Raw genomic sequence first — 21,534 nt, forward strand, 5'->3', positions numbered from 1 at the left:
CAGATCGAATGAGCCTCGCATGATCGCGCTAAGTAATCGGCTTTCATGTTCAGTGAGAGCGATCCTGAAAAAGATCTCGCCGACACGAATCAAGGACTTCAAGAATTCGGGGCAACCACTCCTGATGCTCGGGCTTCATGAGACAGGCTCGCAGACAGACGAGCGTATCACGGTCCCACTTAAGATCCGGCCGAGCGACTTCAGCGAGCGCTTTCGGAACTTGTAGCATCGCGAGGTGCACATTCCGTTTAGCAGCCTCATGAAAGAATCGTTCCGCAAGCATGGACGATTCTTTCGCAGAGTCTGCAGCTACGGACCAAACGACGATATCAAGCTCGGGATCGACGATTCGAACGAAGTCCGGCGACTGATCGATCCAGTCGGAAAGTAGTGTCGCTGCGGTTCGACTGGACTCCAGTCCTTGCGCGAATTCGCCATCAACGGTGAGTGGAAACCTTTGGAGTGTCGCCCACAAAGCGACCGCTGAAGCGCCCGGACGGGAGCATTCGAACGAGATTTCGCCGAGATGGAGATCGTCGGACGTGAAGTATGTGTACGGAGAGTCGTGCTTGTAAACACGTGCAACTGCAGGGTCCCGAAACAGGACGCATCCACACCCGTAAGGCTGGAGTCCGTGCTTGTGCGGATCGATGACAATGGAGTCTGCCTCCTGCATCAAACTGAATTGGCGTTTCGTTGCAGGCTCAAGATTCTTCGCCAGTCGAAAGTAGCCTCCATACGCAGCATCGACATGAATCCGGCACGGAACGCGATCACGCAATTCGAGAACCTGATCAAGCGGATCGACGACTCCAAGCCCGGTGGTTCCCAGCGTCACCACGATTGTCGCTTGCGAAGAACCATCGAGCATCTCTTCCAAACGCTGAACGTCCATTCTTCCGGAGTTGTCGCAAGGAACAGAGTGAAACGGAACCCCGAGAAGCTGGCAGCATCTCTCGTGAGTGTAGTGAGCCTGACTCGATGCAAAGACCGGAGCATGTTGATTCACTTCACGAGCGACCCACAAGGCTTCGAGATTGGCGATCGTACCGCCCCCGCAAAGATGCCCCAGTGCTGATTCCCAACCAACCATTCTGGCGATTTGGCGAACCGCTTCTTTCTCCATCTGAGAACTGGCCCGCCCTCCGTCCATGGCATGGTTATTGGGATTGATCGCCATCGCCAGCGCGTAAGCCAGACTCGCTACAGGATGCGGCGGCTTAAGCATTTGTCCCAAATAGAACGGATGTTGATAGGGGAAATTATCCCGCATTCGCTCGGCAACATTGTTCAGAATTTCTGAAAGAGCATCCGGGTTTTCCGCTGACTGTGTTGAAGGAAGATCAGCGAACCCTCCGCTTAAGTGATTCAATGCCTCACCGAGCACGCGAAGACATTCTGTATCGTGATCTGCCGAATGATTGTCGACCATGGTGTTTGGACTCTTTGAGCGAGTTGCGCTTTCCTGTGCACTCGCTTGCACTGTTTCATCAAATCAAAGGCTGAGCTTGCTCGTGCGAGTGAGTGAAAACCAAATCAAAGAATGCTCTCAATTGACTCTTGGGACTTTCAGCGAAAGTTTATGCCATCATCGTTTCTGAAGTCACCGCTTCACGCAAACGGATTTTCTGCGGCGTGATAGATGGTTCGACGGTTCCGCTCTCTCAGAATCGTCTCGACCGTGTGCGCGGGATGAGACCAGAGAATTCTACCCGATCGACACTCACCTCAACCGGGGCCGAATCCTTCGCGAACGTGAAGACACTTCGCCAGGTTCGTCACACGGAGCACTTCACGCAACTCCTCTGAGGGATGGTACAGTTCGATGTCGATTCCGTTTCGCTGAACGGCCGCAAGAATCCCAAGAACCCAGCTCGACACGATGGGTACTTCCATCATGTCCACAACCAGAACTTCACAATCATGATGCTCCACAAGGTGAAGTAGCTCTCCGCAAATGTCCTGCGAACTGCCGAACTCCTGAAGATGTCGACCATCGAAACCGATGATTGTCAGTCGACCCGTCTTGTAAACGTGAAAATACTTGCTGCCGTCGAGTGGATTGTTCATACGTCATCCCTCCTGGCTATCGACCCTCGCAACTCCCTCTTTGACTCTATTCTCGCAGCACAAATTGGGAAACGCAATTCCCTTCACTCAAGATCGCAATGAAGGTCGCAAGAGGAATGCGGAAGAATTACAGCGGGTGGACCTGATCCCAGTCGTGATCCGCTTTGGAGAAGTGCCAGGACTCCAGAAGCGGCTCAAAGCGTTCCCGGTCTTCAGAATGAGCACAAACAATTGTCGGCCGCATCGTCCTCGTCGGAAAGAATCCAGCCGACCGAAAAGCCTTGAGAACGCGCGGATCAGAAGCTGCCGTTTCGATGTAATCGCAATGCGGGCCGAGTTGTTCAAACCCATGTTGCAACAGAATCGCCATCGCACTCTCATCTAATGGAGAGGTGAACAGGTCGACGATCACCCCTTCTGGAAGCTCTTCCGGTTCGGCAACTCTTGTGACGAGATAGCCGCGAATCTGCTCGCCATCCCGCAATAGAAATCGGCGATACTTCAGAACTGGAGCTTTACAGAATCGCCAGTTCACAAAGGTTCTGGACCGGTCGAACAATGCCGGAAACTCGGGTTGAACGCGATTCCAGAATTCATCGTACTCTTCGGGGAACGTCTGTATTTCTTCGATTGTCCAGTTTTCGCCACGAGCTTTCTGCCGAAAGATCCGCTTCGACGACACAACATTCCTCGCCAGCGCGGACGTCATGATCGGTCCCACTTTGGAGCCAAGAAAGACCCCAATTGGAGTCGCCCAGTCAGAGCGATACGAGGCTTTGTGTTTGAGGTATCGTTCGACCGTTCCGGTGGAAAGGCGATGAGGACAAATGAGCTGAACAGTTGGTCCCAGTGTCAAACAACCCGCTTTCTCTGCGATTCGGCGAGTCGCTGCCGCCATTGTGAGAGTCACGAGAATGGGCCGGTCTTCCAGCACAGCCGCATGAATGCGATGCCCGAGCCCTTGCCCACGACATTCTGGATCGACCATCACATCAACGACCCAGCCGGCGGGAATCTGGCTCCCATCCTGAAGATGAACAATCCCATCTTGAACGGCAATCTGCCCCACGACACGTCCGTCGGATTCTGCAATCCAGACAGGCAGCCCCGAATCCTGATCCGTCGTGAACGGATTCTTCACAAACTGCCACTCGGTCCGCTCACCTCCCTTGAAAGGCGCGGTCTCTTCGTAGGTTCGCTCGATAAAATCCTGAATTGCGGCGAGGTCATCCAAAGAAGCTCGACGAACTCGAATGGACTCGCTCGAACGATTTTCCTGAGCAGAGTTGATTGAGTCGGTGTCCATGTCCACTTCGTAACTTCTGAATTCACTCCTTGCTATAGAATGATCCCTTCGTCGAAAGGGATTATCAATATCGGCTGGAGAATTCCGAAAGACAGGTGCGTCCCAATCAACTGTTCTGAGAGTTAATGTCGCTACAAGCGCTACACATCGTCAGAAGCAATCGAAGACACAAATCGACTCCGCAATGAGCGAAACGGACACGTAATTCAAACCGTGGCATGAACCGACGAAGAACATTCTTCGGGATCTCAATAACGCAATGACAGTGCCGCACAAGAGCACGTGCAGCAATGATCGAGAGAAACAATTTCCAACACGTACAATGCGCCCCAAAAGTGTGTGACTTAAAATTCTCCGACGATGTTTCCATCTCGACTTTTGGCCAGATTCACGAAGACTTCCGAGTCAATGTTTTCGGAAAGACTCCTTGTCGAACCATCTGCCATCATTACGTGCACTGTTCCCACATGAAAACTGTAAGGAGAAGCTTCGTTATCGACGTTGATGTACTTCGTGCAGCCATCACAGCCTTTTTGCAGCCCATCATCGGACCAGTTGTAGACACCAACTCCGTTATTCCCTGACCATGGTCCGTAGCTGTAGAACTGTGCATTGGTCGGCGGAGGATGCAGCCTTCCAAGTTTCCAGTGATCGCCTTTGCCTGCCATCTCGTAAAGAAGAATCGTATTGCTCGACCCATCGGTGATGTGACCAATTTTCGTCCCCTTCTCGTTGAGAACTCCAGCTGATCCATCGAAGAGATGGACTCCATTCTCGTCGACGTAATGCATTCCGCGGACCCCAAAGTAGTCGGACGCCACTCCTGTGACTCCGGGAAGTGCATTAACGTCCGTTGTCCATCCCATGTTCCAGCCAGCATAGATCGGCATCACGCGATCGCCCGGTGCAGACGGACAAAGAAACTCAGGCACAATCGTATTCACTGCTTCCTGATTGAAGGGATCATCGAAGCCGTATTTCTGATCGTAGATGTTGCTGAGATTCGACCCTTCCATTTGCGGAAGAATCATCGCCAGAAACCCGGTCACCACGCCAGTGGGGCTGCCTGTCGAACTTGTCCCGGGATACACAATCCGCCCTGGGGGAAATGTGCCGACCATCGAGTGGTAGTTGTGGCATGCAATCCCGATCTGCCGGAGATTGTTCTTACACTGAATCCGACGGGCTGCCTCCCAACGCCGTTAACCGTATGAAGTCAGTGTTAGGGGTGTGATTTTTTGGGCGAGGAGGTTCAGGTCAGCTGAAGGTGGCTTGATTGTCGGTGGACCGGGTGGTTTGCGAGTTCGACGCTGCGGATAATCAGTTCAAACAAATGGTGAAAACCAAAAGTCTGAACACCTGACAACAAGTGATCATCTGGGCGCTACGCTTTTATTCCGTCACACCCTCTCCGTCGAGCGCTACGTTTTCTGACCGATGTCTACAGATGATCCGCGAAACATGTTCTTCACTTCCTTCACTCTCTATGACGCTGACGGTTATCTCATGGAAGGAGAAACCCACATCAACGACAAGATGTGGAAACCGAACGAGGATGGGACCGTCACCATTCACTTCAATGCCGGAGAAGACGCGATCAACAACCTCTCCTCCGGCGGTAAGCCCTTCAACTACATCGTTCGCAGCTACGGAGTCAGCCAGCAGGTGATGGACGACACCTGGAAGCCCGTGAAGCCTGAACACGTCAAGTAACCTAGCCCTGTCGCAACACCTTTGAATACGAGAACGCTCCTATGAAAACACTGCCGATCATCGCATTGACCATCACTCTGGTTGGCTCCGCCGCCGCACAGCCGCCAGCGATGAAGATGACCACCGAGATTCCGGAAGGCATCGCGACACCCGACAAATTGGAAACCAGCCTCGGGACACTCACCTCGTTCGACGGTGTGCCCGACGACAAGACGACCCGACTGGTCTACGAAAACCTCGCACTGCAGCGCGCACAACACGCCTATCTGTCCTCAATCCAGATTTCGTCGATGTATGCGATGGAGCAGGGCTTGCGGAAGTTCGGTCCGCCGAATACGACCGCGCTGCTGTTCGAGGACCTGATGGATTCCAAGGCACTTTGGCTGACCCCCAATACCGTTTCGGTGTACATGGCCGCCTGGATGGAAATGGAAGACGAACCAATGGTGCTGGAAACACCTCCCCATGTGCTCGGATTCATCAACGACGCCTAGTTTAAGTATGTCATCGACTTCGGCAACGCCGGTCCCGATAAGGGTGAAGGTGGGAAGTTCTTGATCGTTCCACATGATTACAAGGGCGAGATCCCCGAGGGCTATCACGTCGCCAAGACCTACACCAAGGGTCACTGGGTGGTATGGCGCGGCTTCCAGGTCGACGGTTCCACCAAGCCCGCGGTCGACGCCACCAAGGAAAACTTCCGGATCTATCCGCTCTCCCAAAAAGACAATCCGCCCAAGATGGTGTTCAAGAACGTGTCGGGTATCCCGCACAACACTATCCATCGCATGGACTACGGTTTTTGGGAGGAATTAAACCAGCAGATTCAGGACGAGAACATCGAAGGGCTCAACCCCGACATTCGCGGTCTGCTCGCCACGATCGGTATCGAAAAGGGCAAGGAGTTCGCACCCGATGCCCGGATGAAGAAGATTTTGACCGACGCGGCTGCCATCGCTGCCGTGACAGCAAGGGCGCTCACGGCCCGTCCAGAAGACGAGCGTCATTACCTTTACCCGGGAGAGCGAGTGTGGACGAATCCCTTCATCGATGGACGCTACGACTTCCTCCTCGATGGCGAGCGACTGTTCGACTCGCGGATCTACATGCACTTTTATGCGACGGGCATCACCCCGGCGATGTCAGTCAAGAACGTGGGTAAGGGCTCGCAATATGCGATCGCGTATCTCGACAAAGACGGCAAGGCTCTCGACGGCAGCAAAACGTACAAAATTCATTTGCCAAAGAATGTTCCCGCAAAGGACTTCTGGTCATTCACGCTCTACGACAACCAGACCCGGTCCATGCTCCAGACCGACGAGCGGTTTCCAGGCCTGAGCAGCGTCGACACAACTCCACCCGTCGCGAACGAAGACGGCTCCTACGACATTTACTTCGGTCCGGAAGCTCCGGAAGGAATGGAGAGCAACTGGATCCAGACTGTTTCAGGCAAAGGTTGGAACACGATCCTGCGCCTCTATGGTCCACTGGAGTCCTTCTACGATCAGACCTGGAAGCCGGGAGATCCCGAGTTGGTTGAGTAGGTCGGTGACAGAGCGATTAAATCGTAGTGCAAACATCGAGCCTCGCGTCTTGTGACGTTCGGTTCGACGTGTTGACCAGCCGTGGGCAATGGCACTGAGTGCTCCCCTAAACCGTTTCGCCAGGTATCTCTCAACCTGCTAGCGGTTGGACCAACCGAGGCGGCTGACGAAATATGCAAACTGAGCGAGGTGACGCACACCTCCGCGCCCTAGACATTCGCTCGGCGTGCTTCACTGGTAACGTCGAGCGATCTGCTTGTGGGCGAACGTTGCGACGGGATTTGAACTCCGCAACACCCAGGCATCAATTGAGTTAGAGCGAAGTGCGGTCTTTGCCAGTCGACTTTGCGGATCCGTTTGAACCGAGAGGCCACTTCCAGAAAACAACGCAAATCGTTGCTATTCAATGAGAAACAGCTTGCCACAAACGATTGCGACGAACTGTTTTGAATTTCAAGTCGGGATGACAGGATTTGAACCTGCGACCTCTTGACCCCCAGTTAGACGCGCCTGAGCGACTGTTCACGTCGTGCTCGACTCAATCTCCAGTGTTTCGCGTGAATTATGCCGTCGGCGATTTTTGACTTCCGTCCAGAAGTGTACGGAACTGTTCAGAACTGTACGGAACTGTCCACTTTGGCTAGCGCTTTGGCTAGCGCAGCCCGCGTCTGTTTGTTAACAAATCTTCGCGTCCATTGAGTGCTTCCGCCCCGCCTGCGAATGTGATCCGTTGTCAGAATTAGTCCGATTTTTTTTCGTAGAATTGCTGCATCATGTTCGCCGCTTCCGAGTGATCCTGATCGATCCAATGTGCGTAGGTTCGAAGAAGCGTGTCGACTCGGTCGCCCAGCCATGCCGCCGCTTTCGTGACTGGAAGTCCATTCGACAGCGCGATCGACGCGGCTGTGTGCCGTGCCGTATGGAATCCACAAACGGTCAAGCCGAGCCGTCTGAGCCTTGGTTTCCAGTTTCGGTTTGCGAAGTTGCTTCTCCGGATGACTCCGCCCAGTCGATTCAGGAACACCATCTCCTTCGCTCGCACCCGTCTGCTCCCGTCCTCCGTTTTGACGACGATCTTTTGCGGGTCTTTGAACTTCAGATCCTTCCTTCTGCGGAGTTCGTTGACGGTCTGATCTGCCCATTGAAGAAAATCATCATTCGCGAATTGACCTCATCGATCGAACTTGTCGATGGCGGACGCTGCGACGTTCGTCGTCCCGACTGTGAAGGGACGACAATGGATGTCGAAGGCATGCGTGTGGTCGGAGGGATCAATCTCCGTTGGACAATGTGGGCGATCGATCTCATACGCCAATCCCAGGACTTCACTCCAGCCTCACTTGCAGCAACAACGCCGATCGACAGCATGCGTCGCAATCCATATTCGCCGTCTGCCGGTACCGGTTCTTCCTGAGCGCTGTTTGGAAACAGACGGTCCAAGATCAGTCCCACGCCTGTTTCGACAATGAGTGAGCAAAAGGGAAAGGCCAGAATTGCCAGCGGTTCGGAGAGCGTCAGCCCGTTGAGGAGCGAGAGTGGATTGAACAATTGTGCAGACGTTCGAGTTGTCGTTGCAGCATCCGCTCGAGGAATCCAACTCGTAGTTAAGAGAATGGGGGATACGCGAACGACAAAATTCGCTGGCCCACGCGCAGTACATGTTGCTGGTGACACACATCTGCAATCGATTTACAAGATTGCCGTTTGTGAAAAGTGCGTGGAAATTTGCCACCGACCGTCAGATTTCTGACCTAAACTTGAATCTACACAAAAGCGACGAATCGCGGCCCCTTGTACAAGATTTATCTGAAAAGTAGGAACGAGAATTGAGACCGATTCAAGAACAACCAGGTCGCATTGTGCTGATTCCATCCACCTGGATCGCATGGCTGGCGGTCACTTGCGTCCTGTTCGGAGCGCCGCTACTCGTGATGCTTCCCTGCCTCACATGGAACGGACTGACAGCAGTCCGCAATCGAGTTCGCTGTCCAAATGTTGAGCAACAGCAGCGAAGATGGCTTTAGTGGAGGGATCGTCGCAAGGCAGGTGCCATAAGCCCTTCCTGCAGAGTCTCACGAAGGCTAAGAAATGCAGCCAAGTCGTCCGGAGTGAGGTTCGCTAACGATTGTGGCCACCTCCACGTGGCTGAAGAGTTTGCTGCGCCGATGCGCGACGGGAGTTTCGTGATCGTCCCGCCAGTCAAGGTCAGGTCGACATCGACAGTACCGAATCCGGCTACGAGTCGGGCCCCCGATGGCAACTCCGCGTAGATCGCGACAAAGCGTTCACCGACCACGGATTGCGCAGGTCCGGATATCAACTCATCGCCCACGGTCGCAACTTGCGGATCGACAAATTCGCCCGTAACTCCCCCGGAGACATTCGAACCTGAAACGGAAACCATTGTCGGCACGTTCAGGACGAGCAGATTCCAGCTCGCCAACTCCAGTTGGATCGGAGCGAGTCCGGGTACGGGGTCCGGTTGACCCGGAGGTTGTGCTAGCAAGTAAGGGCCAACGGTCATTGCAGGCACCGCTTGGGCAATTGCCGTCGCCCGAACAATCGTGCCCCGTTCGCGGCGGTCAAGTAAGTCCGGCCCGCCATATGGCCCTCGACCGAACAGAAACGGAACGGTCGGACCACTGGAGCTGACACCTGCGGTCGTGTCGATTGCTGGTGCGGGATCGACGGTGGGGTCTGTTCGCCGCAGCCGGACCAGAAACGAGTCGTCCCCGACAACAGAGTCGTACCCGCTGTCCCCAGACAGCAGAAAATCCTCGCGAGAATATGTCGCATCCTCGCTGTGACTCGCGGCCGGTTGGAACTGTCCGGCGACCATGTCCCCGTGTCGTTCGTTGGATTCGTTGGATTGCAGGACTGGATCATAGACGCCGGTGTTCTCTCGTCGAATGCTCCGTGACGCTCGAAATGAGGTTCCGGGCAGTGTGACGTCCGTGGCATCGTCGTCGAACAATATCACGGGACCGGCACCGAATTGCATTGCATCATCTGCGTCGGAGCTGAGGTTGTCATCGTAGATGGCGGTCACGAGTTCGGTCACGTGGGCCCGTCGGTCACTCTCTGTAAACGTCGGGGCAACAAGCGATCGATCTCGCAGTCGCAGGCCCTCCATTGCGGCCGCATCAACCGCAGTCTGCATTTGCCGCCGACTCAGCGTCACCATTCCCAAGTGAATCACAAGCGCCATCAGCGGCAGCAGTGCGAATAGAAGCACTGCAAACCAGATCATGACGGTGCCTCTAAGACGGCACGTGACATCGTGCTTCTTGTGGAGAACTCGTCTCACTCGAACACCTCGCGACGGTAGATGCCCTGAGCCGAGATGACTTTCCGATAGGGGCGGACGGTGGTGGCGAATGCCTTAGCTTCCCCGAAACCATAAGTTCCCCGATGCGGACCAGCACCGAAATTGGGATTCGCGGAGGGATCGACCAGTATGTAGCCAGCCGCAGCCAATGTCTGGCCATTTGGAAATGTCGCGGAGGCAGCCCCAGTGACAGATGCATCATCGGCAGTGACCGGGATGTTCTGTACTCCGTTGAGTCCAACCGTGTCAGCTGGCCGGACAATGTTGCCATCGGAATCTGATTGGATATACGCGACGAGAGCTGCAGACTGATACGGAAAGTTGATCCGCAATGCGACCATGCCCGGTTCGAGGCTTCCAGGCGTGGGGGAATCGAGCGCAAACGGTCCTTCGGAAGCTCCTGCTGGCAAGACCTCCTCAACCACGCGCCGCCATTCGGAAATTGTTTCGGCGCCTGTGCTCGAGTCACGGTTTCCAAAACCGACAAGCGGGATGACAACAGTCAGATCGCCATCGACATTTGTGACCAGCGTGCCAGGGTATCGCACACGGTCAATGTCCGGGTCGTAAATGTAAGTGGAGTACAGCAATCGATTGATGAGAGGAAGGGTCTCTGGGTCGGTGCCTGGAACCACGACGAGTGATGCTTCGCTGTACAAGCCACTCCCCTCCAGTGCTTCATCAAATGTACCAACTGGGGCAAACGGGTGCCGTGACAATTCCATCGCCCCAACATCCGCTGCCTGTTGCAACACGTTCGCTGAGAAGAAGAGAAAGCCGAACGCCAGAATGGCCCCCAGTAAGAACGTCATGACGAACGCGATGACGGCAAACTCAATTAATGCCTGACCGGACCGTAGCGATCGACGATCCTGGTGCGATGAAGTTCGCATCAAACTCTTCCTCATTTTCGCCACGGAGTGCAATTGGTGTGCATGTATCGTACGACTGTCATGCCGCGAATGCAATAATCTCGCCTGACGATAATGTTCTGGTGGTTGCAGATGCACACGTTGTGTACTACGGTGGTGGATCGGCTGCATGCCAAGGAGCGGCATGCAGTCCCAAGTCTCATGGATGAGCCGATTATCGATCTGGAAGACAGCGTCTTTCATCGAAAACCGTCCACTGGAGTCTACACATGCGTTCGCAAACAACGAGACTGTGCCTGCCGGTCTGCCTTGTCCTCTCTTTCACCGGCATGTCGCAAAGTCAGGACGAACACGACACGAGGCAAGAGGGCTCAACACAAGCGTTGATGCAGATCTCTTTCTCTCCACGCCCACAGATGACGGAATCCGCTGTCGAGAGTTTGCGGTCAATTCGCCTCAAGTGCGACTGCACGCAGTCGTTCCATGGAACCTTCGCGTCACCTCTGTATGCCCTCGACCTTCAGGGTTGTGCAATCAATGACGCGGACTGCGAGTTGATCGCCGAAATTGTCGAACTGGAGGAACTGAAACTTGTTTGTACGCGAATTACGAACGGCGCGATACATCCGCTGTGCCGCCTCAAGAACCTGCGGTGGCTTGACCTGCGTGGCACCCGCGTCACGGATGACGGCATCCTCAAGCTGACCCAGGCACCGAGACTGGAAATGCTCGATCTGCGAGGCACGAAAGTGACAGCGGACGGTGTCCAGGAACTTCGATTGCGACGACCGAAGTTGAGGGTACTTGTTGATCTTCGAAAATCCTCCCCCAACTTTACTTCCGCGTTGACTGCGGACAGCGTCGACTAGCCGAAGGTGGGATCACTCGATGAGTGGCAACGGGTTCGACGATCGAATCAACGAGAGCAAAGTTCGTCTTCGGGTCTGGAGTCGTGTTTACGAGCGACTCTTGCTGACGCAGACTTTGCGATGCTGAACTTGTTGATGACCGGCCTGATGGGGCACTCTCGCAATCGACGCAATCGCGATTGGCCCGGCATTGTCGGTGACTGCATGCGACCTCAAGTCGACGCCCCTTGGTTCGCGCATGAGCCGTTTGCCCCTGCAATTCTCGCCATGTTGCTGGGACCGATGTGAGTGTTTGACGTCCGTGATTTCAGCCGCGGAAGAAGTCGATTGTCGAGTTATCCCACAAGTCAAATGAAAGAACCGCACTGAATTCAGTGCGGTTCATGGGGCATTTGCGTAGCGAGACAATCGTTGATCGTCAGGCAATGACGTTGACCGGACCGTGGTTGTCGCAGTGGTCGCCGTGCGGATGGTGCAGGTGCCCATCGACGAGATAGTCGACATGGTCACCGTGCGGGACGGCCTCGTGACCGCAACCCGGTCCATGAACATGATTCACGTCGTGTCCGCCGCACTTATGGTCCGGAGTACAAGCGGAGGGATTTGCATCGCTCACTTCCAGCACATGTTCGACGACCTGGCCGTCCTGCTGCTGGTGGTGTAGGTGACCATCGTGAAGATAGTCCGTGTGGCCATTGTGCTCAACGGCGGTATGACCGCAGTCGGCCCCATGCTGATGATCGTGATTGGCGTGAGTCGTGGACATCGAGTTTCCTTCTTCGTTGAAGAGCAATAACACGGCGAATCACTGGAAAGTGAATCGTCGCTGATTAGGGGTCGGTTTCCCGCGCATGGTCAATGCCGTTGGATACCAACTGCGAAACATGCTGGTCAGCCACGGAATAGAACAGGTGCTTGCCATCGCGACGACTGCGGACCAGCCGTTCGCTCTTGAGCAACTTGAGCCTCTGGGAAATCGTGGTCATCTGCTCCTCGAGAGCAATCGCGATCTCCGTGACGCACATTTCCTGTTGGGACAGGAGTATGAGTACCTTCAATCGTCCGGGGTCGCCCAATGCCCGAAAGATTCCGGCCGCGCGGTCGCAGACGGAATCATCAACTGCCGAAAGGCCACTCACTGAATGGTCATCATTGCTGCAATCGGGCTTCACAATCCATTAATCCTTCAATTCACCATTTGATGAAGTGTAGGATAGTGCACGGAGTCGATTCAGTCAAACGGTATTTTCGATGAACTTGCGCCAGCGACTTCACCCTCATTCGGGCTGTCGCCCGCTACATGCCAGCCGCCGCCACACGGACAGTGTAGAAAGCTCCCATACCGAGAATGAGCAACGCCCGAATGTGCGCCCAGGGCAATCGCGATGTGCCTGTCATTCGACGTCCTATGCGGTCCCCGAAAAGTTGCAGCATGATGCCCACAAGCGTAAGCGACGATGCAATGCCAGCAGCGAACAGAGCAATGATCAGATAGGCCGCCGCCGGCGAACCGGTCGACAAGCCAGTGAAGTAGGCTGCAAGCGCCGAAGGACACGGCAGCAATCCGACAGCCATTCCGAGCAGTGCGGTCGTCTTGTAGCTCGTTCGCAAGGGCGACTGAGATGAGAGGTCTCCGCTGGCGACATCGAGTTTTACGACGCTGGGACCGTCCGCACAGTCATGATCGTGATCGTGGGAATGGTGGTCATGTCCACAGCAACGCACCTGTTTTCCCCGAATCGCCTGCCGGAGGAGATAGCACCCGACAGCTACGACCAACAGCGCGCTCACCCAGGGAAGGAACGTCGAAACGTTTTCTTCGTGGTGGTGATCGCCCGTCACCACGTGATGCGCAAGATGCACGGCAAAAGCGATGGCGAACAGCGACACAGAGTGCGAAACGGCTGTCGAGAGTCCCATTACAATCGGATGCCACGGACTGCGTCGCCCACCCACAAGGTAGACAAACATGGCCGTCTTCCCGTGCCCCGGTTCGAGGGCATGCAGCGCCCCGAGGAGAAAAGCAAGCCCGAGAGTTAGGTCATGGGTGTGTTGATGCATTGAACCACCTGGAAAGTCACTCGCAAGGAATTCGACGAACGCGACCGATCAGAAATGAAAAGTCCTTCCATTGCAACGTGTCGAACGAGCAGTTGCAAGTATCGCAGGCACAGAATGGTGCCATCATGGTGATCTCTAAACAGATTCATCTCCAAATGAGCTCCCCGCACGCTTGCCGAAAATACTCGTGAAGTGTCTCACATCAGCTGATGTTTCATCGAGAGATTTTCCGGATCAGGTGGCTTTGCTGAGGATAACCCACCCGTGCGAGATGCAGGGCCAGGCGAGAGCGTGTTCGAAGGAATTTCGTCGCACACATCCCTGTTCCTGTTGCCTGAGTCACTGAAAGACTTTCGGCTCAACGATCGTCGGCCGCGTCTATTTCATCGCGAGTGTCGGCGGCGACCTCCGGTTAATTCGTTTCCCCTTTCTGGATTGTGTCGTTGTCCTGAAAGAGAGTGCCAGCTCCCTCGATGAAGTCTTGCCGCTTACCCATTCTCAATCCTCGACAATCGCGGGCTGCTCAATCTCGGCAATCTTCTCCCGATTGTTGTCCCCGTGGCTGATCCTTTGCACAATTGCGTCAACACGAACTCCACAAGCAGGAGTTTTCACCGAGGACCAGACAGTTGGGTTACGAGGCGGCCGTCAGGGAACACCGGTTTGAGTCTTCGCCATCCGTCATCAAAGCGGTACTCGCCCGGCGCCTCGCTCGCCCCAACATTGCCAGCTGCGTCTCGACCGGACTGCGCAAAAAAAGGAAACCCGTCGAATGGAAGTTGCCATTCGACGGGTTTCCTTGCATCCCTTGCGGGGCAGTTCGTTCTGGCTACGGAGCCAGGTCACCACCTTCGATCACGAGAGTGTCAATGCCGGGCATACCCATGTTGCTCGCCAGGCTGCCAGGATTTGTTGGGTCGAGATAGACCACGCCGTTAGTGTCCTGCTGCGTGTTCACCAGTTTACCACTGACGATTGGACCTTGATCATCGTCGTGTGCACAGGGCAATGCAGCGGCACAAGCAGCCATCAGGTCATTCGACTTGTGGCCCATAGTCGCAACCGCGACCAGGCAGACCAAAGCCACTCCGCCGACCAGAATGCCGTACTCGACCATTCCTTGGCCCTTGCGGCTTTTCAACACATTCCGCAGTTTTCTCAACATCAATTCAACCTCTTTCAAATGGAGCATCGCTAATCACGCTATCAGGGCAATAGCTGCCAGTTGCGTGCTTACTTGCAAATTAGCTGCAAGTGTATATTGCGTGTATATTGGAGAATCGATGTGATCGTCAAGCCTACCGAAGCGAGTTTCTCACATTTTCAGATTCGTTTTGATGGGGCCACGCCATTCGCGAATCGCGATCGAGGGTCGGGAGTGTCTCGGGCATAGTAAGGCGTGTTGGCCAGCAGCGGGTTGTTCGTTATGAACTATGCCGCGTTCTTTGGCGAGGACTGCTGTGCAGCGGCGCTCCTATCGCGGACACATGTGAGCCCAATGCTGTTTTGCATGTCAAAAGCAACTCAATCGTATCGCTTTCGTCCATGTGGAACGGGACAGCAGCGATCAGTCATTCCGACGAGAAGACCCTCGAACTGTCGAATGAGTGCATTTGCTGCACGCTGTGAGGCTCTACTGAATGAAATGAGCCGACTGGCCGTGGACGGTCGCTTCGATTACCGAGCCCGCTGATGCTTGGTGGGCTGTGACGTCGCGAAATGAGGCCACAGAATGGCAAGCTATTGGCTTGCCTGCTTACGGACGAGGAGTACCAAGCAGGTCCGATTGTTTGGACCGAGTTCGCAGATCCGTTTCAGCCTTAGGACGAATTTGCCGACGAGGAAGCGGTCGAACGGGTGAAAGCGTCCACGATTTCTCATGGATGCTTAATCAGCCAGTTGCCAGTTTGAAACCTCGGAACGCTCACCGGAAACCTGTCGGATGGCCGAATAGGAGTTCATTGATTCCGTCTCTAGACTAGCGATGACCTGTGCCGTTTGACGGAATTCTGGATCAAGTTCGGCGGCTCGCTGCAAGTGAGCCAATGCATCGTCCTTGTGGCCGGCTCGCGCGAGAAGCATTCCCGTGTTGTGGTGTGCCGCTGCCGTTCCAACACTTGATTCAAATTCAGCAAACGCCTCGTCCATCCTACCTTCCGCAGCAAAAACCATCGCTAGATTCAGACGCGCCTTGGGGTGACTTGGCATGGACTTCAGGCATCGCAGCAGCGTTTCCTCAGCGCGTTCGAGTTCCCCCTGTGTGTACAGGAAGTATCCGTAGTCGTTGAGTAGGTCCGCGTCATCGGGCGACTCCTGCAATGCTCGTCGATACTCACTGGAGGCCGCCGTCCATTGTCCCTGACGGTCGTAGAGCACGGCAAGTGGATGGGCGACCCCCTTCATTCCGGGGGCCAGTTCCCGTGCTTTCTCCAGTTGGGCAATGGCTTCGTCGTCCTGTTGTTCAGCCGCGAGATGGAGTCCGCGTTCGCGACAGGCTCGTGCCGATGTACTCTCTGCCCTCGAAAGTGTTGGAGGAGATTGTGATGCGAGCGGATCGTCCCGGCCAGGCAAGGCGCAGCCTGCGAGAGCCAGAACGCTAAAGCAAAGCGTACTCCGTAGCAACGTACCCTTAACCCGTGAAGCACGGGAGACAACGGGATTTGAGTCCGCCCAGCATTCATCGGCCAAAACAGACTTCGGTGCAGTGAAATTGAGATTTGTCACGTTAGAAGATTCCTCCACCGCCGAACCCACTTCCACCCCCGAAGCCTCCCAGGCCACTGTTTCCATTTCCTTGGCCCCCTTGAGTGCCGTTTCCGCCGACTCCCGTCCCGTCGATGAGCTGGTTGTAGATGCGAGGCGCTTCTGCGCCGTGAACGCCAACACCTCTCACTGGAGACAACACCACGCGCTGGTCGGCATCCATCAGACCATTCCGTTGTAACTCGGCCACAACGTTCATTCGTCGCTGCTCGTTGAGAAAAGCCGTTCTCTTGTACGCATCGTCCAACGACTCGTCCCCCTCCAGTATGACCGGCTCGGTCTCGACAACAACGATTTTTCCATGGCCGATCAACGCAGTAGCCAGTGCGATGACATGCTCACGACCTTCAGGGCCAAGTTGCTCCTTACCGGCAAACCACTCGTTCCGACTGATGACGTACTGCTGGTCCCTCGCGGAACAAATCAGGGCATCGTTCCAACCATTGACGTACGTCCCGAGCGGCGCAGGAACCGCGTAAGGTCCGAAGTCATCCGGTCTTCGGCAGTCATTGTTCTCGCACCAACCGCGATTCGAATCCAGCCCCGGTGGACATGCGCGGCTGTCGGTCGTGGCGCATTCCTTCTGGTGTGATTTCTGCGCTGTCTGACAACCAACGAGTGTTAGCATCAAAGATGCCACGAGAAATGGACGGAGCCTGGTTGACACCTCCGTGTGCAAAACAACATTGTTCATGGTGTCATCCTCAGTAACGGATCCGACGGACGTGCAACGGGAGGACAGAGTAAGCCGTTTGAGTGCCCCGGCTGACCGATGATTAGTTCCTGTTCGAGTCGGCGAAATGCTTTCATCTTGTAGATGTCGGTGCGGATCGAACTTCGATAGTCCTCGGCAACATGTCCCGTCAGATTCCCACGCAAGAAGAATTCGACATCGTCAGGCTCGAAGTAGTCGGACCCCGGCAAGGCCAGTGGCTGGCAAGTTGCATCAACCGGATTGACCAGATACGGCGTCACGAGCACGATGAGTTCCTGTTCGTCTTGCGATGTTCGATCCTGTGAGAACAAACGTCCCACGTACGGGATGTCGCCCACGAAGGGAACGCGATCGGAGTCGCCTCCCAGGTTGTTCTGAATCAGTCCCGCCAATGCCAATGTCTGTCCTTCACGAAGTTCGACGACATTCGTGAATTGCCGCTCGTTCAATCCGGAGACTTCGGTGTCGCCGATCAGTGCTCCGGTTGCCTCGTCGCGTGTGCTGACGCTCGTCGCAAGTTGGAGTCGAATCCGATCATGATCTGTTACTACAGGGGTGAAGCTGAGCTGAACACCGAACGGAACGAAGCGAACCGACTGCCCCCCCACGAAGTTCACTCCTCCGACATTCTCCTCACCGTTAAGCCCGTTGTCTGGCACGGGAAATGATCCTCCGACTTGAAAGTTCGCCCGTTGTCCGTTCAGGGTCGTGAGTGTCGGTTCGGCAAGCGACTTGGCTAGCTGATGTGTCTTGAGAAAGTTGAGAATCAAATCGAAGTCGCCGCGATCCACGACAAACGTCCCGCCCGCACCGCCTGGATTCTCAAAAGCGCCTCCGGCGATTCGCATGAGCGATCCAAAGCTGGTGAAGGCAGCGGAGTCTCCGAACAGCGCAATCAGATTTGCAGACGCACGGCGAACCGCACTCCGATTCACTTCGGCGATCGTCACTTTAAGCATGACTTGATGGACGCCCGCGATTTCCAGAAGATTGACGACGCGCCCATTGATTCTCGCGCTGTTGACTCCTGATGCGGTATCTCCATCCAAAAGCCCGGTCAAGCCACCGGAGTCGATGATTGCCCCGGCATCAGCATTCCCCAGAAAAAATTCATCGGGGCTGAACGGAGAGTCCAGGCCCTCCTCTTCGGGGATGCTCCGAGCAACGATTCGCAGAATCTGGGTAGCGTCTTCGATGCCTTTTGCTTGTCCGCGCACCACGACCTGAGAGCCGACGTAGCTGAGCCGCACTACGCTGTTGGGGAACGCCCGGTTGATCTCGCGTTCGATTCTCGCCAACAAGACTTCAAAGCGGCGTGCGGTCTCCGGGTCTTCCTGAACGCGAACAAGGTAACTGAGAACTTCTTGTCCTCCCGATGCTTCGGGATTCTGAAACCAGAAGTTCAGCACAGTTGAACCGAGCTGTTTTCCGTTGATCGAGTATTCGGTCTCAGTGACGTTGAGAGCATCGACAACATTCGGGTCAGCCACTTGATCACGAAACGGTGTCTGTTTGAATTGCAAGATTACTGGGCGACCGATCTGGACGTCAAGCGTGAGTTGCGGGTCGACGCGATCCACAACATATCGCGAGGCCCGCTCTTGCGCGGCTGCGTTTGGTCGAGGTGTTCCCAAGTCGGGGCGGTCAAGTCGAAGTGGACGTAAATCCGGTGATGGGAGTCGCTCCGTCGCAGAATCTCCCTGAGCCAGGACAGGCTGCGTGGGAAACTGCGGTTCCGACTCGGCGTCCGAGAACTCAGAGAAAGGCAGAAGCGTCGCCCTGCCCGGTGAATTCACACCACCGACATCCTGAGCATCAGAATGTAAAGAGAACAGAAGAACGAGACAGACCGCGACCACCACGGTGCGCTGGGAATCACCCAGTCGTCGCGCGCAACGCAGAATGCTTGATCGCTGAGAAATCACCGCCGTCCCCCCAATTTCAACAAGATCGTTCCCCTGTGAAGGGAAACGGAACACTGAGAGAGTTATCGGCTGTAGTGGTTGTAGGACTTGTGCAAAATGCTCCACATGCAGTTGAACTGCAAAAAGACGCAAGTCGTTCTCAGGAAATAGGTTGCTGCTATTTGAATGGGGTGACTGACGTGTTGATGCCTGAATCGTCTCGAATCCGCAGGGTCTCTCCGGGTTCTGCAAGTCGTGCTCCAACAGGGAGTTCCAACGCTGCCGCGGCATCTTTCTTGCCCGCAACAGCGACGGTCCACGGTCTGACATTTTCCCGAGACTCAACGACTTTTCCGTCGCGATCCAGAAAGAGCAGGTTGATCGGAAATCGCATCCAGAACATATGGATCGACGAAGACGGATACAGCAGCAGCCCCATTGCTTCGGGCAGTTCCCGTTGAAACTGGAGTCCTCGGAATCGACTCCACCAGGTGTCCGCAATGAAGAGCTTTTCGACCAGAACCTCCCCGGTCGATTCAATAATCAACTGCCCGACGAAACGACCTGTCATCATCGAAATGCTCCCTGTAAGAACGAATCGAGAACCTGAACGATCTGAAACACGACCGGCCCCAGAGCTGCCGTCATGATCCCCGGCAGAAAGCAGACAATGAGTGGAAACAAGAGTTTGACGGGAACGGCCATCGCAAGGGCCAAAGCCCGTTCGCGGCGTCGCATCCGTAGATCGTCCGCCTGCACCCGCAGCGTTTGTGCGAGACTCGATCCGACTTGCTCGGCATGAATGACAGCTGAGACAAAGATCGAGAACCACGGTACATCGACACGCTTCATCAAACGCCGCAGTGCCTCCACTCGCGGACGCCCCGCCAGCATGTCGATCTGAAACAGTTGGAGATCCTCCGACAGTGGTCGACGCGATGGCTGCGTTTCGAGAAACCGATCGAGTGCCGAGTCGAATCCAAATCCCGCTTCGGCCAGCGTGGCGAGCAGGTCGAGCGTGATAGGAAGATCCTGTTCCACTTCTCGAACACGTCGCCTGCGGCGTGCCCGCACAACGATCGCTGGTAGAAAACCCAGTAGCAGTCCGGCCAGCCAGGGGCTGGCCCAGATCAGCGGCAGAAAGACCTCGCCGACTCCACCTGGCACACTGGATGCCAGTCCACTCGCCAGATCCACCAACTCGGCCCAGTATATGGAGGCAATGAATGCTGCCCCAACCAACAGGCCAAGGAGGGAAAGTACAAGGAACGTCGGCGTCGCCGACTTCGACCGAAACCCGGCTCGAAAAAGCCACCACCCCAGCTTGCTTCGCGTCGCATCCGATTGGAGTTGTTGCCCTGCTTCCTGCTCATTGAGCGGCTCCAGTCGTCGTTGCGTCAATCGCCGACGATGCAGCGTTTGCCAGACCCAGACCGCCACACCGGCAATTGTGATCCACAATGCAAACAGCAATGCAACCAGCGTTGATGACATGGAAAGGAACCGTCGGCAAACTTCGATCAGAATTGCGGGCGACTGAGACGAGAAATCCAAATGATGCCCACAGCCTGCAAGACAATTGCCGTTGCCACCATTCCCTGGCCGACGAACGACTGCAGATAGTCGGCCATCCGGTCCGGATCGTTCCGCCACATCATTGCGGCGATAAAGTAGGTCACACCGATTACCGAAACCACGGACAGGCGAGCTTGTGTGGTCATGGCGTGCATGCGATTCGACAGTTCGAGTCGATCCCGAATCGTCCGGCCGACGTTCGCCAGTGTCAGGGCGAGTCGGCCTCCCACAGTCCAGTTGACAGCCAATGTCTGCGAGAACAATCGCACCGTCTCCAACGGCACCCGCTGACTCAGTTCGCCCAGCACTTCAATAGGATCGTCTCCGAATCGAATCCTTCCCACCACCTCCTGCAATTCGAGTTTCCAGGGTGGTCCGGTATTTTCCATCGCGGATTCCAGTGCGCCTTGCAGACTGGACCCGGACTTCACAGCCGCAACCATCATGTCAATCGAATCGGCGAGTTGCTGTTCCGCCTTCTGTAGTCGCCGCATTGCCCACCACTCTTCAACCTGCCAGGAGATCAGCGCAGTGAGCACCCCAAGAGCGACACAATACGCCAACGGCCAGCGAAGTCCAAAGTAGAGAACCCCGGTGATCACAACCCCAGCCAGTATGGCCAGCCAGCGATACCGCCGGGTGAGCGAGTTGGAAACAATAACTTCGGAAGCGTCTCTGCCCATGTCCTGTTCGCGGACAGAATCCAGGAGTCGCCTTCGCGAAGTCTCAGCCATCCGCCCCCGTTCGATAGCAATCACAATTGCGGCGAAGCCAACGAGAATCAAGATGGCGGCGAACGCAGCACCTAACACGG

General features: G+C 55.3%; 22 protein-coding genes and 2 pseudogenes. 7 read left to right on the top strand and 17 right to left on the bottom strand.

Going from position 1 to position 21,534, the window contains the following annotated elements; translation table 11 throughout:
* Positions 1-49: 49 nt before the first annotated feature.
* The 4 genes and pseudogenes from KOR42_RS10570 to KOR42_RS10585 form a co-directional block, all read right to left on the bottom strand.
* Positions 50-1,432 carry a pyridoxal phosphate-dependent decarboxylase family protein gene (locus tag KOR42_RS10570; protein ID WP_146509504.1) on the bottom strand — a complete coding sequence of 461 codons (1,383 nt, stop codon included), beginning with the start codon at positions 1,430-1,432 and terminating at the stop codon, positions 50-52.
* A gap of 296 nt (positions 1,433-1,728) precedes the next feature.
* Positions 1,729-2,070 (bottom strand): STAS domain-containing protein, encoded by a 342-nt coding sequence (locus tag KOR42_RS10575; RefSeq protein ID WP_146509506.1) that lies wholly within the window; start codon positions 2,068-2,070, stop codon positions 1,729-1,731.
* Between the two features lie 127 nt (positions 2,071-2,197).
* Positions 2,198-3,376, bottom strand: coding sequence for a GNAT family N-acetyltransferase (locus tag KOR42_RS10580; protein WP_146509508.1), 1,179 nt, complete (start codon positions 3,374-3,376; stop codon positions 2,198-2,200).
* Positions 3,377-3,720: 344 nt separating this feature from the next.
* Positions 3,721-4,557, bottom strand: a pseudogene (locus KOR42_RS10585) (DUF1559 domain-containing protein); the annotation flags it as partial.
* A gap of 280 nt (positions 4,558-4,837) precedes the next feature.
* Here KOR42_RS10585 and KOR42_RS10590 point away from each other — a divergent pair.
* The 3 genes and pseudogenes from KOR42_RS10590 (at position 4,838) to KOR42_RS27385 (ending at position 6,633) form a co-directional block, all read left to right on the top strand.
* Positions 4,838-5,089: a hypothetical protein gene (locus KOR42_RS10590; RefSeq protein ID WP_231740845.1), complete on the top strand. Its 252-nt coding sequence runs from the start codon at positions 4,838-4,840 to the stop codon at positions 5,087-5,089.
* 116 nt (positions 5,090-5,205) lie between these two features.
* Positions 5,206-5,790, top strand: a pseudogene (locus KOR42_RS27835) (DUF1254 domain-containing protein); the annotation flags it as partial.
* 438 nt (positions 5,791-6,228) lie between these two features.
* Positions 6,229-6,633 (top strand): DUF1214 domain-containing protein, encoded by a 405-nt coding sequence (locus KOR42_RS27385; protein WP_231740886.1) that lies wholly within the window; start codon positions 6,229-6,231, stop codon positions 6,631-6,633.
* Positions 6,634-7,372: 739 nt separating this feature from the next.
* Here the strand turns inward: KOR42_RS27385 and KOR42_RS10600 are convergent.
* Positions 7,373-7,675, bottom strand: coding sequence for a site-specific integrase (locus KOR42_RS10600; RefSeq protein ID WP_146509514.1), 303 nt, complete (start codon positions 7,673-7,675; stop codon positions 7,373-7,375).
* Between the two features lie 36 nt (positions 7,676-7,711).
* On the opposite strand from KOR42_RS10600, the gene KOR42_RS10605 reads away from it, so the two are divergent.
* Both KOR42_RS10605 and KOR42_RS10610 read left to right on the top strand, forming a co-directional pair.
* Complete coding sequence (locus tag KOR42_RS10605) at positions 7,712-8,047, top strand: hypothetical protein (protein ID WP_146509516.1); 336 nt, start codon at positions 7,712-7,714, stop codon at positions 8,045-8,047.
* Positions 8,048-8,459: 412 nt separating this feature from the next.
* Positions 8,460-8,657, top strand: coding sequence for a hypothetical protein (locus KOR42_RS10610; RefSeq protein ID WP_146509518.1), 198 nt, complete (start codon positions 8,460-8,462; stop codon positions 8,655-8,657).
* Here KOR42_RS10610 and KOR42_RS10615 read toward each other — a convergent pair.
* Both KOR42_RS10615 and KOR42_RS10620 read right to left on the bottom strand, forming a co-directional pair.
* Positions 8,654-9,883: a Tad domain-containing protein gene (locus KOR42_RS10615; protein WP_146509520.1), complete on the bottom strand. Its 1,230-nt coding sequence runs from the start codon at positions 9,881-9,883 to the stop codon at positions 8,654-8,656. The genes KOR42_RS10610 and KOR42_RS10615 overlap by 4 nt on opposite strands.
* Positions 9,884-9,936: 53 nt before the next feature.
* Entirely contained in the window at positions 9,937-10,854 is a 918-nt protein-coding gene (locus KOR42_RS10620; RefSeq protein ID WP_197441050.1) for a TadE/TadG family type IV pilus assembly protein, read from the bottom strand.
* A gap of 248 nt (positions 10,855-11,102) precedes the next feature.
* On the opposite strand from KOR42_RS10620, the gene KOR42_RS10625 reads away from it, so the two are divergent.
* A complete protein-coding gene (locus KOR42_RS10625; protein WP_146509524.1) occupies positions 11,103-11,702 on the top strand; it encodes a leucine-rich repeat domain-containing protein in 600 nt (199 codons plus the stop codon).
* 120 nt (positions 11,703-11,822) lie between these two features.
* A complete protein-coding gene (locus KOR42_RS26565; protein ID WP_197441051.1) occupies positions 11,823-11,990 on the top strand; it encodes a hypothetical protein in 168 nt (55 codons plus the stop codon).
* A gap of 130 nt (positions 11,991-12,120) precedes the next feature.
* On the opposite strand, the gene KOR42_RS10630 is transcribed toward KOR42_RS26565, so the two are convergent.
* From KOR42_RS10630 to KOR42_RS10675, 10 genes are all read right to left on the bottom strand, one after another.
* Positions 12,121-12,468, bottom strand: a complete 348-nt coding sequence (locus KOR42_RS10630; RefSeq protein ID WP_146509526.1) for a hypothetical protein — start codon at positions 12,466-12,468, stop codon at positions 12,121-12,123.
* Positions 12,469-12,532: 64 nt separating this feature from the next.
* On the bottom strand, positions 12,533-12,874 hold the full coding sequence (locus tag KOR42_RS10635; protein WP_315861339.1) for an ArsR/SmtB family transcription factor: 342 nt from the start codon (positions 12,872-12,874) through the stop codon (positions 12,533-12,535).
* A gap of 124 nt (positions 12,875-12,998) precedes the next feature.
* A complete protein-coding gene (locus KOR42_RS10640) occupies positions 12,999-13,763 on the bottom strand; it encodes a HoxN/HupN/NixA family nickel/cobalt transporter (protein ID WP_146509527.1) in 765 nt (254 codons plus the stop codon).
* 829 nt (positions 13,764-14,592) lie between these two features.
* Positions 14,593-14,928, bottom strand: a complete 336-nt coding sequence (locus KOR42_RS10645) for a Flp family type IVb pilin (protein WP_146509529.1) — start codon at positions 14,926-14,928, stop codon at positions 14,593-14,595.
* Between the two features lie 722 nt (positions 14,929-15,650).
* Entirely contained in the window at positions 15,651-16,487 is an 837-nt protein-coding gene (locus KOR42_RS10650) for a tetratricopeptide repeat protein (RefSeq protein ID WP_197441052.1), read from the bottom strand.
* Position 16,488: 1 nt separating this feature from the next.
* Complete coding sequence (locus KOR42_RS10655; RefSeq protein ID WP_146509533.1) at positions 16,489-17,154, bottom strand: hypothetical protein; 666 nt, start codon at positions 17,152-17,154, stop codon at positions 16,489-16,491.
* Between the two features lie 62 nt (positions 17,155-17,216).
* Positions 17,217-19,220 (bottom strand): type II and III secretion system protein family protein, encoded by a 2,004-nt coding sequence (locus KOR42_RS10660; RefSeq protein WP_197441053.1) that lies wholly within the window; start codon positions 19,218-19,220, stop codon positions 17,217-17,219.
* 103 nt (positions 19,221-19,323) lie between these two features.
* Complete coding sequence (locus KOR42_RS10665) at positions 19,324-19,719, bottom strand: DUF192 domain-containing protein (protein ID WP_146509537.1); 396 nt, start codon at positions 19,717-19,719, stop codon at positions 19,324-19,326.
* Positions 19,716-20,639, bottom strand: coding sequence for a type II secretion system F family protein (locus KOR42_RS10670; protein ID WP_146509539.1), 924 nt, complete (start codon positions 20,637-20,639; stop codon positions 19,716-19,718). Before KOR42_RS10670 ends, KOR42_RS10665 begins: the two co-directional genes overlap by 4 nt.
* A 26-nt stretch (positions 20,640-20,665) precedes the next feature.
* A complete protein-coding gene (locus KOR42_RS10675) occupies positions 20,666-21,532 on the bottom strand; it encodes a type II secretion system F family protein (protein WP_146509541.1) in 867 nt (288 codons plus the stop codon).
* Positions 21,533-21,534 lie beyond the last annotated feature (2 nt).

This window comes from Thalassoglobus neptunius (assembly GCF_007859735.1).
In the GTDB taxonomy this organism is placed as follows: Bacteria; Planctomycetota; Planctomycetia; order Planctomycetales; family Planctomycetaceae; genus Thalassoglobus; species Thalassoglobus neptunius.